The following is a 16,394-nucleotide window of genomic DNA, read 5'->3' as shown; positions in this document are numbered from 1 at the left end:
GGAAAGACTTACTGCAACTTATCCTCATCTCCTCCTCATCTCCTCTACTCCCCACTCACGTTTTCATACAAGTGGTAGATTTTCTTCCGGGCACTACCATCCCTAAAAGACACAAACACTTAGTTTTTCTACACAAAAATTAATATTTACCGATTTTAGCCGAATATCCTCTCAGGCATTGCTCTGGGAGGGTTTGTACTTCGTTTTAAAAATCTAATCGATAGAGGATGCTTGATTATTATTAACAAAACCTATGAATAGCCTCTACCTTTTGGTAGATTTAACATTGACAATAAATTGTTTTATACAATACGTAAATTGTACGGATAATGCCTCAGGTAGTTTTAGTTAACCCGCAAATCCCTCCTAATACAGGTAATATTGCCCGTACTTGTGCAGCTACAGGTACAGAGTTGCATTTGGTGGGGCCTTTGGGGTTTGAAATTAGCGATCGCTATCTCAAAAGAGCCGGCTTGGATTACTGGCCTTATGTCAAACTACACTATCACGAATCGCTCGAAGCCTTTAAAACCGCACATCAGGAGCGTGGTGGCAGATGGTTGGGTTATACGGTTGGTGGAAATTGTAATTATGTAAGCTTTCAGTTTAAACCTGATGATTGGCTGCTGTTTGGTAGTGAAACCACGGGCTTACCACCAGCAATTCTGGCAGATTGCGATGCTACCCTCTATATTCCCATGAGCCAACCGGGAGTTCGCAGCTTGAATCTGTCAGTCAGTGTGGCAATTGGCTTATTTGAAACCCGTCGTCAGTTAGGCTATTTACAATAGTTGCTTACCTTCATGATTATAAGTGTATTTACTTAGAGTTTGTCCCGAAACCTATTATACGATTTATTTTTGACGACAAAATTTTTCTTGGGTACAGCAATAATATGTAAAACAATATACTAAAAGTCAGGTTTATTCGTAAAATGTAGTGGAAGATACTTACAAGTATAGGAAGGTTATTATAAGAAATTTGTATATAAAACTTGGGATATTGCCAAATTTGAATGATAGATTTTGATGAATTTCAAACATCCTAAATTGGGAACTAAATCGCTAGAACCCAGTCATGTATTACATTTGAGCTATTTTGGCTCAATCAAGGACAGAAAGTAGCCCAAAAGTAGCCGATAGTTAATACGGTTGTTTTTTAGGGAATAATCAACGTAAAGTCTCGTCTTGAGAAGACTGATGGGGTAGAAATATCTTGAAGATATCTACAGCAGGGGGCATAACTTTTCCAGAAGTCGCCGTAATTTAATTCTCAGCAGCGACTATGGACTTGGCAAATATTTAGTTTGTCCAGTCCCCGCGATTGACGCAAGACAAGCGCGGACAATGGTAAAGAAGTAAAACGTCCTAAGTGGTGTTAGGAGTGGTTCGGACAAGTAAACACAGCAAACTTTAAGTTTTGCTAACAGATGTGAACTTGTTTAAATCAGAGAAGCAGGTTAATCTTGCGTAAGCATCTCTGGTGAATGTGATCTTGATCTATCGTTCGTTGTGATCTAAATCATTGACTAGTATCCAACTGAAAAATCGAGGTCAGTTAAGCGCTAGTGATCATAGGAGGTCGTCTTTGAAACGAGCATTAAAAAAGAGAGTAAAAGCTGTGTTGAACAATAACCCCAGCAGCGATGATGCCCCGGTAGAAGTGCTAAATGTTGTAATGAATCCAAAAGTTAACCGCCGGGTGCGGACAAAAGCCGCGATGATTGGCTTGGCAATCTCTATGGGAGCAACCAGCCTTTTGGTGACTCGACAAAGCGATCAAGCCCAAGCAGCGGTGCCAGTAGGCAGCCAAAAGGCTTCTTCCTCGATTCCTGCTGTTCCTGACACTGAGGTGAAATTTGCCTCCACAAAGCTAGAGTCCCAAGCAGTCTCATCAGCGAGCGTGCCGGAAAATCCTGTGATCGTGGAACCAACGGCAGTCTCACAAGTGCCTGGGCTTGAAGCTAAATGGCAAGTCGCGGCAAGTGGAATGTCTTTGCAAGTTCCTGCATCAAATGCATTTTCTCAAGCAACAGTAGGTTATAAAAACTCCACTAACCTGAAGCCCCAAGTGGCACAGGGATTGAACAATACCTTAGCCGAAACTAGTTTTCCAACAGTCAATAATCTGTCTGACTATAGTGCTGATGGTGTTGGTAGTACAAACGCATCACTAACTGCCCAGCCACAAACAGTGGCAACATCTGGCGCAGCCAATAGTGAAATAAATGCACAACTTAAGGCGCAACAAGAGTTCGCACTAAATCGCTTACAAGAAAAATCGAACCGTTTAAGAAAGAGTCTGGCACAGTTGCGGTCTGAGGACACCAAAAATTTATCACAAGCTGATATAGAATTGGCGCAACCGACAACTGTGGTTGAAAAGACTGCATTAGCACCCCAGAAGGACACTTCTAGCGATGCAAGCAAAGCAAACCTGATATCGAGGTTAAAACAGAAAACACAGACGAGTGCATCTGTACCGGTAAGGCCAATAGTTATTGCCTCCTCGACCCATACAGCCTACCAAGTTAAACCTGGAGATACACTAGCAGCGATCGCCAGCAGATACAAGACTTCAGTATCAGAACTAGTTAAGGCAAATAACCTCAATAATCCAAATGAACTGCAAATTAGTCAAAAACTGATTATTCCTGCTGTTCAAGTTGAGGCAACTGTAGCGAGTAAGCCCACTTTTGTAGAGTCTAGCAAAACTGCTCATGTTGCCACCTCCCTGATCAATATTGGTAGTGCCAACTCATATCTACCTAGTTCACAATCACCAACTATTGCCGACAAAAGTAGCGTTGCCGCCCCTACACCGGTAACTGTGCAGATTCAGGCAAATAGTGCAACCGACTTAGAAACAGCCCCCCCCACTGCTAAGTCTTATGGCGTCGGTGGTGACATTGCAGTGCCACAAGCTTTTGCTGAAATGCAACAGCCTAAAACACCAACAAATAGGGTAGCAAGGGTAAATAATAACAATAATGACCGCTTGCGGGGCTTACAAGCGGAAATTCAGAGGTTACAGCAGAAATATCGCGCTCAACAGTCTGGTAACTTAGTTGTGCCACCAGCAGCGATCGAAGCTAATAATGCTGCGATGCTCACTCCTATTTCTACGCCCAATAATTTCACCGCACCTAACTCTGTATCTAGAACGAATAGTGTAGCAATACCAATTCCAGTACCTACACCCATTCGGGCTAACTATAGCGTTCAGCCAATTAAGTCCCAATTCCGTACTACTGTACGCCCTACCGAACCAGTAAACCCAGAGTTCTTGCCTAATCTAGGTTCTCCTAGTCAGTGGACTCCCTCTGGCACTCAATCGGCCACAAGGGTTACAATGCCTTCTGGAAGAGTAAATGCCTCTGACTCTTTAGGAAAGATGCGGGGAACCACAGTTTCTCCACAGATAATGCCGCCTTTAGCAGCAGTGGATCAATATCTACCCAGACCCATTGACGAACTTACACCTCCTCCATCTACTTCAACCTTGGCTTATATCTGGCCGACGAAGGGTACTCTCACTTCTGGCTTTGGTATGCGCTGGGGAAGACCGCACAAGGGAATTGATATTGCTAATTCCACAGGCACCCCAGTTGTCGCCTCAGCTGACGGTACGATAGAAAAAGCTGGCTGGAACAATGGTGGCTACGGCAACTTGGTCGAAATCCACCATCCTGATGGCAGCAGCACTCGCTATGCTCATAACAGCAAGATTCTGGTGCAACCGGGTCAGCAGGTACATCAAGGAGAAACAATTGCTTTAATGGGTACTACTGGTCACAGTACTGGCCCACACAGCCACTTTGAAATTCATCCATCAGGCAAGGGTGCTGTTAACCCAATAGCCTTCCTACCGCAACGCCTGTAATTCTTAGTTGTCTGTAACTAAATCATTGCTTTGTTAGTTGAGGGAGTTAACCTCCCTCTTTTGCTTTCTATGACCTCAACAGGGATAGAAGTATCTAACAAAATTGCAAAAGGGGCTAGTCTTGAGCAAATTTGTATGCTATACTGGTTAATGACTTGAATAAATCTGGCTCAGTAGCTCAGTTGGTTAGAGCACGGGACTCATAAGCCTGGGGTCGTTGGTTCAACTCCGACCTGAGCCATTTTTAAAGTTATAGGTAGTGAGTGGCTGAGATATAGCCATCTCTAATACTCAGGACTGAAAACTCAGCACTCAGCACTATTGAATGTGGCGGATGACTTCGGCAACAGACCAAGCTTGAGCGATCGCACCTCTGGGTGTGTGAGGTGAATCGCCATCAAAAATCTCAGAAATAGAACCAAGACAAGCGTCAAACCGGAAGTGATCTAGCAGGGGTTGCCAATCAAAAGGCAGCGATTGTTGTGGATAAAAACGTTGCCAAGCCCGAATATATGGCCCAATTAGCCAAGCCCAAACAGTGCCTTGGTGATAAGCGCGATCGCGTTGCTCTTGGTTGCCTTCATATTTACCTTTGTATTCGGGATCTCCTGGATCGAGACTGCGAAGACCATAAGGGGTGAGCAAGCTCGTAGTTGCCAAATCTAATATCTGACACCCTTGCTGTTCAGAAAAAGCGCAATGGTGCAGCGACAGTGCTAAAACGGCATTGGGACGAATTTGAAAATTCCGGCGATCGTCCGGCTCAATAGTATCGTACAGATAACCTAGCTGAGGATTCCAGAACTTTTGCAGCGAGGTTTTTACGAGTTGTGCTTGTTGAGCATAACGCTGTGCTTGTTTGCTGAGACGTACTGGCTCCCCATACTCCAGCTGGCTCAAGCGCTCCGCCCACTGAGTCAGCCAACATAAAGCAGAATACCACAGCGCATTGATTTCCACTGGCTTCCCATGACGGGGAGTAACGGGGAGTGACCCAATTACCACATCCATCCAAGTCAGGGCTACACCACGAGCATCCCAACTAACTAGCCCATCAGTAGCATCGACCTGGATATTGAAATGCGTACCACCGACAAATGCTTTGTAGATTTGCTGTACTAGGGGAAATTGCTCTGCCAAAAATTCCCAGTCTTGGGTAGCTTCTAAATAAAGTCCTAAAGTTTCAATCCACCACAAAGCCGCATCAATACTGTTATAAATTGGTTCGCCATTGACCTCAGGAAATGCATTCGGAATCAAACCGTGGCGACAATAATGCCCAAAAGTTCGCAATACTCCTTTTGCTAGGTCAAAGCGCTGTGGAACTAGTGCCAACCCCGGTAAGGCGATTAATGTGTCGCGTCCCCAGTCATTAAACCAGTGATAGCCAGCAATGACCGTGGGTCCTGCAATTGAGGCTCGATAGACGATAAACTGATCGCTTGCTTTGAGTAATTGTTGGCTGAGTGGGGATTGGGTCAGGTGGGGCCCCCTCTGGGGATAAGGGGTAATGGGGATTGGGTATTGGGTATTGGAAAACACTTCCCCAGTCCCCAGTCCCCAGCCCCCAGTCCCTCCTTTACTCCATCCAAAAATCTGTGAGAGCCTTTCTTGCTCTGCCTCCACTACTTCTGCAAAGGTTTCGGGGGTGAGAACACCTGACACCGAGTCGGGAAAACCTACTCGTGCTTCTAGAGTCACTGCATCGCCTGGTTGGAGTGTGACTATCAAGTAACCAGGACTGTACAGGTCTTCCTTGTCGCCTAATCCCCGTTTCGTCTCCTCAGACAATCCATAATCCCAATACCAAACTGCATCTGGTTGATAATTTCCTTGTGTCCAGCGCAAGTGCCAAGGTATACCGAAATGCCCAGAATTGATTGCTTGTAGACAGATTTGCTGTTGCCCTAGCAATTGTGAGAACTTTAATTCTTCACTAGCAATCTGCTGGTGGTGAAAGTCACGTTCTGCTATCAACAGTCGCAACCGTAAAATCGCGGTATGACTTCCCTCGTAGCGATACTGGATTAAAATCCGATGGCAAAATTGGGCAGGGGCATTGGGGATTAGGCATGAGGCATTGCTTATCCCCTTTTGTGCCCAATCCCCAGTCCCCACCAACCCAATTGGCATCACCAACTGTCTAGTTAACTGCCAGTTATCTTGACCCCAAATCCATTTGGGAACTGGGTTAATATCAAAATGGCGTAGCAGTTCGTAGCCTGTCCGCTCAATCTGACCGTTACCCCAAGAATTTGTCCCCAGCGCCACGACGTTCCCTAATACTTCCAAGCTAGCTTCTAGGTGCGAAAACAGCAGAGTCCGCCCAGAAGGTGGGTTTGTCGCGGCAAACAGCCAACCATGATAAGTGCGCGTGCGGACACCAGAAACGGTACCGCTAGCAAAACTTCCCAAGCCATTAGTAAGCAACCATTCTCTTGTATCTAAATCAGCCATTTGCTACTCAAAATCGTTATGAGTATGATATAGTCGTAACAGATCGTAACTAAACTGTGAGAGCGTGGATGGGTGAGTTTTACTTGACCCGAATTCCAACGCTACTAAACCGATAAAGGAGAATTAGGTTAATGTCCCTTACTTACGGAACCGAAGGAAGCCTCCGCGTTGGTCAACAAGCTCCCGATTTCGCCGCAACGGCTGTGGTAGATCAAGAATTTAAGACAATCAAACTTTCCGATTATCGCGGTAAGTATGTCGTCCTGTTTTTCTACCCACTAGACTTTACCTTTGTTTGTCCGACTGAAATCACAGCATTTAGCGATCGCCACGAAGAATTCAATAAAATTAATACGGAAATCCTTGGGGCTTCCGTTGATAGTGAATTCTCTCACCTCGCTTGGATTCAAACAGATCGTAAGTCTGGTGGCGTTGGCGACCTAAATTATCCTCTAGTCTCCGACATCAAGAAAGAGATTAGCGCCGCTTACAACGTTCTTGACCCAGCAGCAGGCATTGCCTTGCGTGGTCTGTTCATCATCGATAAAGATGGTATCATACAGCACGCCACTATTAACAATCTAGCTTTCGGTCGCAGCGTTGATGAAACCCTGCGGACATTACAAGCAATTCAGCATGTTCAGTCTCACCCCGACGAAGTTTGCCCAGCTGGTTGGCAACCTGGTGACAAGACAATGAATCCTGACCCAGTGAAGTCTAAAGTCTACTTCTCTGCTGTCTAAATTTCGCTAGCTAGGAAACTCTAATCCAGCCTTTTGGAGTTGAAAGCAAAATCAATGAAAACCACAGATAAATAAACAGAGATACGCATTCAACAATGTCATCCTCCGTATAGATCTGTGGTTTTTTTATAAAATTGTATTTAAATCATCAAGGTTAAAAATATGCTGACTTCAACTGATTTTAGTGGCTTATTAAATGAGCGATTCTTCCGCAATTTTTTACCAGTTCCAGCTAGCAATAAACTCAGATTAGGAGTGGGAACACCAGAGTTTCAATTGCCAGATATTACCAACGGAACTTTAGTAAAGTTGTCTGATTATAAAAGCAAGCAACCAGTGTTACTCGCCTTTACTCGCATCTTTACCGAAAAGCAATATTGTCCTTTTTGTTTTCCTCACATCAAAGCTTTGAATGAAAAGTACGAACAATTCAAAAATCGCGGTATAGAAGTTTTAATGATTACTAGCACCGATGAACGGCAGAGTCAAATAGTTGTAAGAGATTTAGGCTTAAAAATGCCATTATTGAGTGATCCTAGTTGTCGACTGTTTCGGACATATCAAGTAGGACAAGCACTGGGAGCGCCTTTACCAGCACAGTTTGTATTAGATAAAGAAGGAAAACTCCGCTACTGGCATTTATTTTCTTTTCTGGATCACAATGCTAGTGTTGAGACATTATTAGAACAATTCAATTGACTCCCCTAATTCTTATTATTCGTCGTTACCCACATCTTTTTAATCTTTGGCTTCATTGCTATCCCGCCTTGGGAAGAATTCCAAGGCTAATAGTTGAAGTTATCTTATAGCGGTTCTCGGCCCTTGTAAGGTACAAGAACCCCACCCCCAACCCTCCAACAGTAGGCGAGGAGAGGACTATGATGTATCTTGTATGATTAGGAAACGCTATAAGAGGATTAAACAACAATTCAAGTCCATTTTATTGAACAGTAGCTCAAAGCCGCAGAACTTAAGTTAAGTTATGGGCAGGATGTGGTTCAGGATAATACTTTGACTGTTACAAAAATGTGGGTAATGACGAGATTTTAATTATGGGGATTCTCTTTTTGCTTGTCAAAGCCTGACCTGATTCAAATGACTACGGGGATTATAAGTACGTATAGCCCGGATTTTTTCATAATATTCCCGCTCTTGTTGACTTAGGTCTTTTGGTGGCACGATCGCCACCTTCACCAACTGATCGCCGCGTCCACCTTTAGCTAGAGGCCAACCTTTGCCACGTAAACGCAGAGATTGACCAGAACGTACTCCTGCTGGTAGTTTGACATTAACGGAACCATCGGGAGTAGGTACATCAATAGACGCTCCCAGGGCAGCTTCATCTGGTGTGATCGGCACTTCGCACACCAAGTTATCGCCTTCCATTTGGAAGAACGAGTGCGGCTGAAGTTCTACTTTTAAGTATAAATCCCCCCGTTGTTGAGTCATGGGGTTGATTTGACCTTTGCCCCGCACCCGTAGGCGAGTACCAGTTTTAGCCCCAGATGGGATGCTGACATCTATTGTTTCATTACCTAAACTGAAGCGTTTTTGCACACCATTAAATGCTTCAGCAAAAGTTAGAGCGATCGCAGCTTCACTATCCTGGGTACCACCCGCACCTCCATCTTGAAACCCAAAATCGTTAAAGCTGCTGCTAAAATTAGTTGACGTACCTGGAGAAGTGCGGTAAGAGTAACTTCGTGACTGATTTTGTCGCCCACCACGAGGGGTAGGGCCACCAAAGCGTCCTAGCAACTCATTAATGAACTCATCAAAATTGCCGTATTGACTGAAGTCAAAGTTACCCATATCGGGGCCAACACCACCAGATGGGAAACCTTCACCAGCTTGTTTCCAATATTGACCGAATTGGTCGTACTTTTTGCGTTTATCTGGGTCTGATACAACTTCATAGGCTTCGCTAACTTCTTTGAAGCGTGCCTCTGCCTGTTTGTTGTTTGGGTTGACATCAGGGTGATATTTGCGGGCTAGTTTACGAAAGGCTTGTTTAATTTCCTCTGGACTGGCAGTCTTGCTGACTCCCAAAATAGCGTAATAGTCCTTGAAGTCGGTTGCAGCCATCTACCAGCCTCCTATAGAAATTCCCGTTATGTTTTTTTTTAAGATGAGAGATGTTTAATTTGCCTGGTATAGTGCCAAACAAAAAGAATCTGATATTAAATTAACAAAAAATATAGAAAATCAAGTGTGGTTCTCGCTCACCAAGCAATCGCAATTCCCGTACTCCGATTTTTCTGATAAGCGGCTTAGGCTGTCTAGTCCTTCTTCCCGGCTTGGGGGAGCATCCCGGAGTTGACGGTGCATCCGCAAAATAATTTCTTCTGGAACCTGGCGCGATCGCCTTTTATTCCGTGCCAAACAGAGCCAAACTGGTGTATCCACCCAAATTCCTTTAATGTGGGTAAAGCCCAAGTCACGGGCTAAAGCAATGACTTCACGACGATGGCGGCGCTGGGCATTGGTGGCATCGAAAATAGCTGTATTAGTTGTGGAAATAGCTTGCTGAAATTGCCGCTCTATTTCGCGCCAAATCAGCAGCCACGGCCCCTGAACAACTTGGGAACCAAACAATTGCCCCCGGATGGCATCTGTAGAAATTAGCGCCATTTGGGGGCATTCTGCCAGTAATTGTTTTGCCAAAGTTGACTTACCGCTACCTGGAAGACCAATCAACAAAATGAGTTTAGTCATTAGTCATTTATCCTTTGTCATTTGTCCTTTGTTACTTGTAACTATTAACCAATGACTAATGACTAATGACTAATGACTAATGACTAATGACTAATGACTAATGACTAATGACTAATGACTAAATGATAGTTCCATCAGGAATTACAGCATTTTTCAGCACAACGACGATACCACTACGGATGTAGAAACCTTGACTTTCGCGGTCAGCTTCTTGCACGTTATCTTTATTGATGATTTTGACATCATGACCGATACTGGCGTTTTTATCGATGATGGCACCGCGAATAATCGAGTCAGTACCAATACCTACAGGAATGTCACCTTTTTCTACGTTACATTGGCGTTCTACAAAAGCTTGATAAAAATCTGCACCCATGAGTAGGGACTCTTCGATCACACAACCAGATTCAATTCGCGATCGCACTCCCAATACTGAATGTTGAATGCGGCAATTCTTCAAAATACAACCTTCGCCAATAATTGATTCTGTGATCTGGCACTCTAAAAGTTTACTCGGAGGTAAGTAACGAGCGCGGGTATAAATTGGTGCTTCTTCATCGTAGAAACTAAAAGGTGGCTGAGGCTGCTGAGTTAGGGCTAAGTTGGCATGATAAAATGCTTCGATTGTTCCAATATCTTCCCAGTAGTCATCAAAAAGGTAAGCTTGAACGTTGTAATCTTTAGAGGCATCAGGAATAATTTCTTTGCCGAAATCAGTCCTTTCTATACCCTCTTTTAACAACTTGAACAAAACCTCTTTTTTAAAGACATAAATCCCCATTGAGGCGATGTATGGCTGTAATTCGGCTTGTTCTTTTGATAATCCCAGTACGCTTGTATCAACGCGCATTTGGTGTAACGCTTCACCTTTGGGTTTTTCGCTAAAATCGATGACTCTACCAGAATCGTCAATTTTCATCAAGCCAAAATCTGAGGCGCGGCGCTCATCAATGGGGATGACTGAGAGAGTAATATCAGCACCCGTTTCCCTATGGCGCTGGATAAACTGGCGATAATCCATGCGGTAGAGGTGATCGCCTGAGAGAATTAGATATTCTTCTACATTCCATTCTTCCATCAACCACAGATACTGACGCACAGCATCGGCTGTACCTTGGAACCAATTGGGGTTTTCTGGTGTTTGTTGTGCGGCTAGCACTTCCACAAATCCTTCGCTGAAGCCAGTAAAGTTGTAAGTACGGGCGATATGGCGATTCAAGGAAGCTGAGTTGAATTGTGTCAGGACGTAGATTTTGAATATTTCGGAATTTATGCAGTTACTGACAGGGATATCGATTAGCCGGTACTTCCCCGCTACTGGTACTGCTGGTTTAGCGCGTAGTTTCGTTAGGGGGTAAAGTCGAGTACCCGCGCCACCACCAAGAATGATTGATAATACTTTTTTCACAAAATTTCTCCCGACTGCCTTTCAACTCTCATCTTCAGTTTAGGACTGTCTGCCACCACAGGTAAGGGGGATGTGCGATTCTTTGGGATGAATTTTACAGAATGCGGTTGGTGATGGATAATGCGGCTGATAAGGAGATAAATAGAACATTTGTATTAATTTACGTGAAAAGTATAGTTAAGTTTCGACTACACCGCCCTCGCGTAGAATTTTATCTCTATGAGAGGCAGCTTGCAAGGGAAAGAGGTAAGTAGTCTGTGACAAACCTCGTTATAAAAATAAATCTAAAAAAGTTATGTGTGTAATCCGTAAAACAATATTTTTAGAGTGTATTAACTTACAGTCAGCTAAAAGCTAGCTATTAAGCGAACTTCTTAAGATATTTAAAACAGGGTACAGACAGATGCCAAACTTTAGAATGGGTTGGTTGCCAGATCGTCCAGATTTTAGAGACTATTCCTCAGATAAGATAATCGAAGACTCTAAGAACAAAGAAAGAATCAGACTTGAAAAAGCAATTTTACTTCATCGTAGGTTACAAACAGAGGTTCAAGAGAACGGCAGAAAAGAGAAAAAGCAAACTTGCCTGATCTTACCTTTCAAAGAACCAACAGACCAAAGTTCGGCAAGTTTGCAATATCTAATAAATATACGTTTACCTTCTCATGTCGATTTGCGAGAATGGTGTTCTCCAATTGAGGAGCAAGGAAACCTCAAGTCATGCACAGCAATAGCTGGCGTTGCCTTAGTAGAATATTTTGAAAGGAAGGTAATGGGCGAATATATAGATGCCTCCAGCCTCTTTCTCTACAAAGTTGCACGAAAATTGATGCAATTAACTGGAGACACTGGAGTATCCACGCGCTTCACAATGAAAGCAATGGCACTTTTCGGCATACTTCCAGAGGAATATTGGCCTTATGAAATTGAGAGTTTTGACGAAGAACCACCTGCATTCTGCTATGCCTATGCCCAGAATTATCAAGCACTTCAGTATTTTAGGCTCGACTTACCTCAACTTCCAAAACAGCAAGTTTTATTGAAAATTAAAGCTTTTTTAGATGCTGGCTTCCCTGCAATGTTTGGGTTTACAACCTATAGTTCTCTTTTTAATAAGAAAGTTGTAAAAACAGGGAAAATTCCTTATCCTAGTATAGGCGAAAAGATGCTAGGTGGTCATGCAGTTGTTGCCGTTGGTTATGACGACAATAAGGTAATTGACCATCCCAACTATAAGTCAATTAACGATTCTGACGAAAATTTTCCAACTCAAGGAGCTTTCCTAATTAGAAATTGCTGGGGTGAGGATTGGGGTAAGGACGGTTATGGTTGGCTACCCTATGAGTATGTGTTAAAGGGGTTAGCAACTGACTGGTGGTCATTACTGAAGAATGAGTGGATTGATGAGGGGCAGTTTGGTTCTCTGGCTAGGGATGGTATTCTCCTAAACGGAGGTTCTGATCAAAATAATCAAAGAGATCCCAATGAACATACTCAATCACAAGACAACCAAGGAATTGGCAAAATAAACAAAAAAAAGGATTAAATTCACAACTAAAACAGCATTCTAAATAGTTAAGTTGTTCACTTTTATTTAAAAGAACATATACCAGATTGGTTCTTCAACAAATCGGGTATATTTTTATTGGTTTGTAAATATTCTTCTAAAAATTTACAGCTGTACTTTAACAAGTTTTCCACTTTGGGGGTAACATCTGTTCTAGAACTGCTTTGCCACTTCCAGAGTCTTACAGTTCCATCATTACTGGAAGAAGCAATTATATTGCCATCAGGACTAAACTCTAGCCGATTAACTTGCTGAGTGTGTCCTTTTAGAGTTGTTATTAAAGAACGTTCAGAACTTTCTCCCTTAATAACTTTATCTACATCCCACACTTTTACAGTTTCATCAATACCGCCAGAAGCGAGCATTTTACCATCAGGACTAAAATCTAAGCCGTATATTATACCTGGGTGAGCGTTATTAATTGTTGCTATCGGTTTATTCTGTTTATTTTTAGTATTCCAAATATATATATTACCACGCTCACCGGCAGAAGCCAGTAAGTTTTTTCTCTCTAAACTATATCTAACTATGTACAAAGCTTCTTGACCATGTGTACCAATGTTTTCTGGGGGAGTATTTTTTCGCCAATCCCAAATTCTGACACTACCATCATCATCGACGTAAGCAATTTTTGAACTGTCATTAGGGTCAATGTCTAGACTATTAACTTGATGTCTTCCACTTACATCATATCCCTCATTTTTAAGTAATTCTTTGACATTTAATGTGTTAATCGGTTGAGGTGGATTCTCTTGAATATCAGTATGCCAAACTTTTATGATTCCATCCCGATCGCCAGAAGCAATGATTTTATCATCTCGACTAAAGCTAACATCATAAACAGTATTATTATGACCTGTAAAAGTTTTTATCGGTTTATGTTCTTTCGCGTCTATATTCCAAAGCTTGAACGTTGTATCTTGACTTGTAGAAGCCAGAAATTTACCATTATGGCTAAATCTTACACTCCAAACTCCAGCAGTATGTCCGTCCAGATCGTATAAGAATTTGCCATTCTTATCCCAAATCTTGATTTGGTTGTTGGAACTAGAAGAGGCTATTTTACCGTCAGGACTAAAACTCACACCCCAAACCCTATCTTTATGACCTTCTAATCGATTATGCTCTTTCACTGAATAAATTACTTCTTTCAGTTGATTGAGTGCTTTATAATTGTCTCCACCCAAACCCTGTAAATCCTTGAGGGCTTGGACACTTGCCATCATTGCCTCAAGCTGATTATCCATTTGAAAAAGTAGCTGAGGTATTGTAATTAATGCTCCAGAAGCGATCGCATCTCCTTGTTTCTTCTCTACTGTCCGTTGTTGCAGCAGTAGTCCCAATCCCAGAGATAAAGCTACAAGTGTTGCAGAAGCGATCGCAAATCTAGTTCTTTGTGATTCAGCTTTGGCTTTGGCTTCTGCTTGGTGTTGGAGTCGTTGTGCTTGTTCTAGTTGAGCTTGAATTTCTCTATCTCGCCTCTCCAAACTCTTATGTAAAAATTCTGATTCTAATGGCGTAAGTCTTGGCTGAATCTTATTCACCCACTCAGAAATTACAGCCAAATTTGCACCCGTCAATAGTGCTTCATCTAATTTATTAAATCTTTGTAGCCATTCTTGGCAATCTTCCTCTAAAGAACGACTCAGACGAATATTCTCCAGATTTTCAGCAATCCAACTATTTAATAATTTCCACTCAGATAAAAGCGCTTCATGAGCAACTTCTACAGTATTTTCATCGGTGATAATTAAACGTTGTTGAGAACCTGCCAGTAATCCTACAACCCTTTGCAATTGTTGTGGAGAATCTGCAACTACTTCTAATCTCTCCCAGCTAGCACGCCGCCGCGTCACTTCTCCAGCTTCACCTAACTGCACCAATTCTATAAACAAGCAACGCGCAAATGCTTGATCTATAGTTGTTAAACTTTCATACAAAATTGTCGCTCGTTTGTCTAAAGCTCCTTTAACTCCACCAATTTCCTCATAACCTTTACGAGTTAAAAGCGGTTCTGGCGATTCAGGTTCTTCAATGCAAACTCGCCACAATTCTTTAAGCGCATATTGGAGTATGGGTAATACACCAGGACGGTTGACTACATCGGCGGAGATTTGTGAAACTAAACCACGCTCAAATGTTACCCCATGTAATTTTGCTGGTTTTTCTATTGCTTCTTCTAACTCAGCAAAAGACATCGGTGTGATGATAAATGATGTGGGAGGAATATTATTAATGAGAGTAATAATTTCTCGATAGTCAGCACAACGATTTAAGAAATCACCCCGAATTGTCAAAATTATCCGCGTTTCTACCTCAGCCTTTTTTACTTCCTGTGCTATTAAGCGGATAAAAGTTTTGCGTTCCTCATCGTCTTGACAAAGGGTAAATATTTCTTCAAATTGATCGATAAATAATAGATGCGGCTGATTTTGCTGTTGTTGTCGAGTCAAAATATCAACCAATTTACCTAAAGGATGTTCTCCTGGTGTAAAAGATGCGATCGCCCATTCACTACTTCCAGGGAGGCGATCGCCTTTCAGTTGTGGTAACAAACCCGCTTTTACTAACGAAGATTTACCACTACCTGAATAGCCAATTACCGCCAAAAATCGACTCTCTGCTAAACGCGAAATTAGTGTGCGAACTGCTTCATCTCGTCCACAAAAATATTGCGCTTGTTCTGATTCAAATGCATAAAGTCCCCGGTATGGATTTTCCTGATTCAAAGCAACTTTTTCTGCTGTAGGAATATCTAATTGGGGATAAGTCACCAGAGTAATCGAACGTCCCCAACCCATGCGAATCGGCTCCTGGACTGAACCTTTCAGTTCGTTGCTGACAAAATCAAACAAGCGATCGCCACTTATTCGCCTACTACGACCTACATTTTCTGCCATCAATCCCTTAACAACTGCACCTGTGAAAATGCTGTATTCTTCACTTTTAATTACTGCGGCGCGTTCAAAGCTACGACAAGCTGTAATTAAGTAATAATCCTTTTGCAAACTGAAAGCGTTAAGAGTTTTTTGGATTAATTGTCTTTCTAAGAAATAGCCGCTATTACAGGAATCGAGTAGCATCACTAAATTACTCAATTGCGAAGCTCGAATTAAGTCGTTAAGGCTATCCAGGGGAATGCCATATTTTTGTTCAACATTTTCGTTTTCCTTAAGTTCAATCTGACAATCGGAACTTGCCAAATATCCTTTTTGTTGTCCCAAGTTGTCGGAAATAGTAAAACCATGTCCGCTAAAATAAATCAGCGCTTCATTATTAGCTGCTTGGTCTAGCAGGAATGTTCTGAGTTTTTCACCGATTTCAGCGCCAGTAACTTTTGACGCTGCCATTTCATAGCCGTTTTTATCTTTATTCCAGCGCTGCGGTAGTCTTTGCACAGACTGGAAATCACCATATTGCTCTAGGAGTTGCGCTATAGCCTCAGCATCATTGATAGTCTTCGGCAAACGCGATAATGATGGGCTGAGATACTCGGCGATGCCAATAACAAGCGCGTATCGTGCCATTTAATACACCTGATGTTAGTAAATGCGGGATAATCTTGACAGACACAATCAATGGCTGTGTTAGTAGAAACAATACCATCTGTTACTTTTCTGCA

The 16,394-nt window shown here is 42.6% G+C and carries 10 protein-coding genes and 1 tRNA gene; 6 read left to right on the top strand and 5 right to left on the bottom strand.

Annotation, left to right across the window (positions count from 1 at the left end):
- Positions 1-329: 329 nt before the first annotated feature.
- The 3 genes from V7K62_RS14375 to V7K62_RS14365 all read left to right on the top strand — a co-directional run bounded on the left by V7K62_RS14375 (position 330) and on the right by V7K62_RS14365 (position 4,123).
- Complete coding sequence (locus V7K62_RS14375) at positions 330-791, top strand: tRNA (cytidine(34)-2'-O)-methyltransferase (protein ID WP_334864994.1); 462 nt, start codon at positions 330-332, stop codon at positions 789-791.
- 796 nt (positions 792-1,587) lie between these two features.
- The gene (locus V7K62_RS14370) at positions 1,588-3,882 is read left to right on the top strand and encodes a peptidoglycan DD-metalloendopeptidase family protein (RefSeq protein ID WP_334864992.1); all 2,295 of its coding nucleotides are present in this window, start codon (positions 1,588-1,590) and stop codon (positions 3,880-3,882) included.
- A gap of 167 nt (positions 3,883-4,049) precedes the next feature.
- Positions 4,050-4,123: transfer RNA gene (locus V7K62_RS14365), tRNA-Met, on the top strand.
- Between the two features lie 77 nt (positions 4,124-4,200).
- On the opposite strand, the gene V7K62_RS14360 is transcribed toward V7K62_RS14365, so the two are convergent.
- Positions 4,201-6,339 (bottom strand): amylo-alpha-1,6-glucosidase, encoded by a 2,139-nt coding sequence (locus tag V7K62_RS14360; RefSeq protein ID WP_334864990.1) that lies wholly within the window; start codon positions 6,337-6,339, stop codon positions 4,201-4,203.
- A 131-nt stretch (positions 6,340-6,470) separates the two neighbouring features.
- On the opposite strand from V7K62_RS14360, the gene V7K62_RS14355 reads away from it, so the two are divergent.
- Positions 6,471-7,082, top strand: coding sequence for a peroxiredoxin (locus V7K62_RS14355; protein ID WP_334864988.1), 612 nt, complete (start codon positions 6,471-6,473; stop codon positions 7,080-7,082).
- Between the two features lie 162 nt (positions 7,083-7,244).
- Positions 7,245-7,781, top strand: a complete 537-nt coding sequence (locus V7K62_RS14350; RefSeq protein WP_334864986.1) for a peroxiredoxin family protein — start codon at positions 7,245-7,247, stop codon at positions 7,779-7,781.
- A 375-nt stretch (positions 7,782-8,156) separates the two neighbouring features.
- Here the strand turns inward: V7K62_RS14350 and V7K62_RS14345 are convergent, their stop codons facing one another.
- From V7K62_RS14345 to V7K62_RS14335, 3 genes are all read right to left on the bottom strand, one after another.
- Complete coding sequence (locus V7K62_RS14345; RefSeq protein ID WP_334864984.1) at positions 8,157-9,167, bottom strand: J domain-containing protein; 1,011 nt, start codon at positions 9,165-9,167, stop codon at positions 8,157-8,159.
- Positions 9,168-9,287: 120 nt separating this feature from the next.
- Positions 9,288-9,797: an AAA family ATPase gene (locus V7K62_RS14340; RefSeq protein WP_334864982.1), complete on the bottom strand. Its 510-nt coding sequence runs from the start codon at positions 9,795-9,797 to the stop codon at positions 9,288-9,290.
- Between the two features lie 118 nt (positions 9,798-9,915).
- The gene (locus V7K62_RS14335; RefSeq protein ID WP_334864980.1) at positions 9,916-11,205 is read right to left on the bottom strand and encodes a glucose-1-phosphate adenylyltransferase; all 1,290 of its coding nucleotides are present in this window, start codon (positions 11,203-11,205) and stop codon (positions 9,916-9,918) included.
- 403 nt (positions 11,206-11,608) lie between these two features.
- On the opposite strand from V7K62_RS14335, the gene V7K62_RS14330 reads away from it, so the two are divergent.
- On the top strand, positions 11,609-12,751 hold the full coding sequence (locus V7K62_RS14330; protein ID WP_334864978.1) for a C1 family peptidase: 1,143 nt from the start codon (positions 11,609-11,611) through the stop codon (positions 12,749-12,751).
- Positions 12,752-12,795: 44 nt separating this feature from the next.
- Here V7K62_RS14330 and V7K62_RS14325 read toward each other — a convergent pair whose 3' ends face one another.
- Positions 12,796-16,299, bottom strand: coding sequence for an nSTAND1 domain-containing NTPase (locus V7K62_RS14325; RefSeq protein WP_334864976.1), 3,504 nt, complete (start codon positions 16,297-16,299; stop codon positions 12,796-12,798).
- Positions 16,300-16,394: the final 95 nt, after the last annotated feature.

The organism is Nostoc sp. (assembly GCF_036917935.1).
In the GTDB taxonomy this organism is placed as follows: Bacteria; Cyanobacteriota; Cyanobacteriia; order Cyanobacteriales; family Nostocaceae; genus Nostoc.
This window is presented reverse-complemented; position numbering and strand designations above follow the sequence as displayed.

Bases quoted from the DNA above. Each gene is read 5' to 3' on its own strand.
- V7K62_RS14375 (WP_334864994.1), top strand. From the start codon at position 330: ATGCCTCAGGTAGTTTTAGTTAACCCGCAAATCCCTCCTAATACAGGT.
- V7K62_RS14340 (WP_334864982.1), bottom strand. From the start codon at position 9,797: ATGACTAAACTCATTTTGTTGATTGGTCTTCCAGGTAGCGGTAAGTCA.
- V7K62_RS14345 (WP_334864984.1), bottom strand. From the start codon at position 9,167: ATGGCTGCAACCGACTTCAAGGACTATTACGCTATTTTGGGAGTCAGC.
- V7K62_RS14325 (WP_334864976.1), bottom strand. From the start codon at position 16,299: ATGGCACGATACGCGCTTGTTATTGGCATCGCCGAGTATCTCAGCCCA.
- V7K62_RS14360 (WP_334864990.1), bottom strand. From the start codon at position 6,339: ATGGCTGATTTAGATACAAGAGAATGGTTGCTTACTAATGGCTTGGGA.
- V7K62_RS14350 (WP_334864986.1), top strand. From the start codon at position 7,245: ATGCTGACTTCAACTGATTTTAGTGGCTTATTAAATGAGCGATTCTTC.
- V7K62_RS14330 (WP_334864978.1), top strand. From the start codon at position 11,609: ATGCCAAACTTTAGAATGGGTTGGTTGCCAGATCGTCCAGATTTTAGA.
- V7K62_RS14355 (WP_334864988.1), top strand. From the start codon at position 6,471: ATGTCCCTTACTTACGGAACCGAAGGAAGCCTCCGCGTTGGTCAACAA.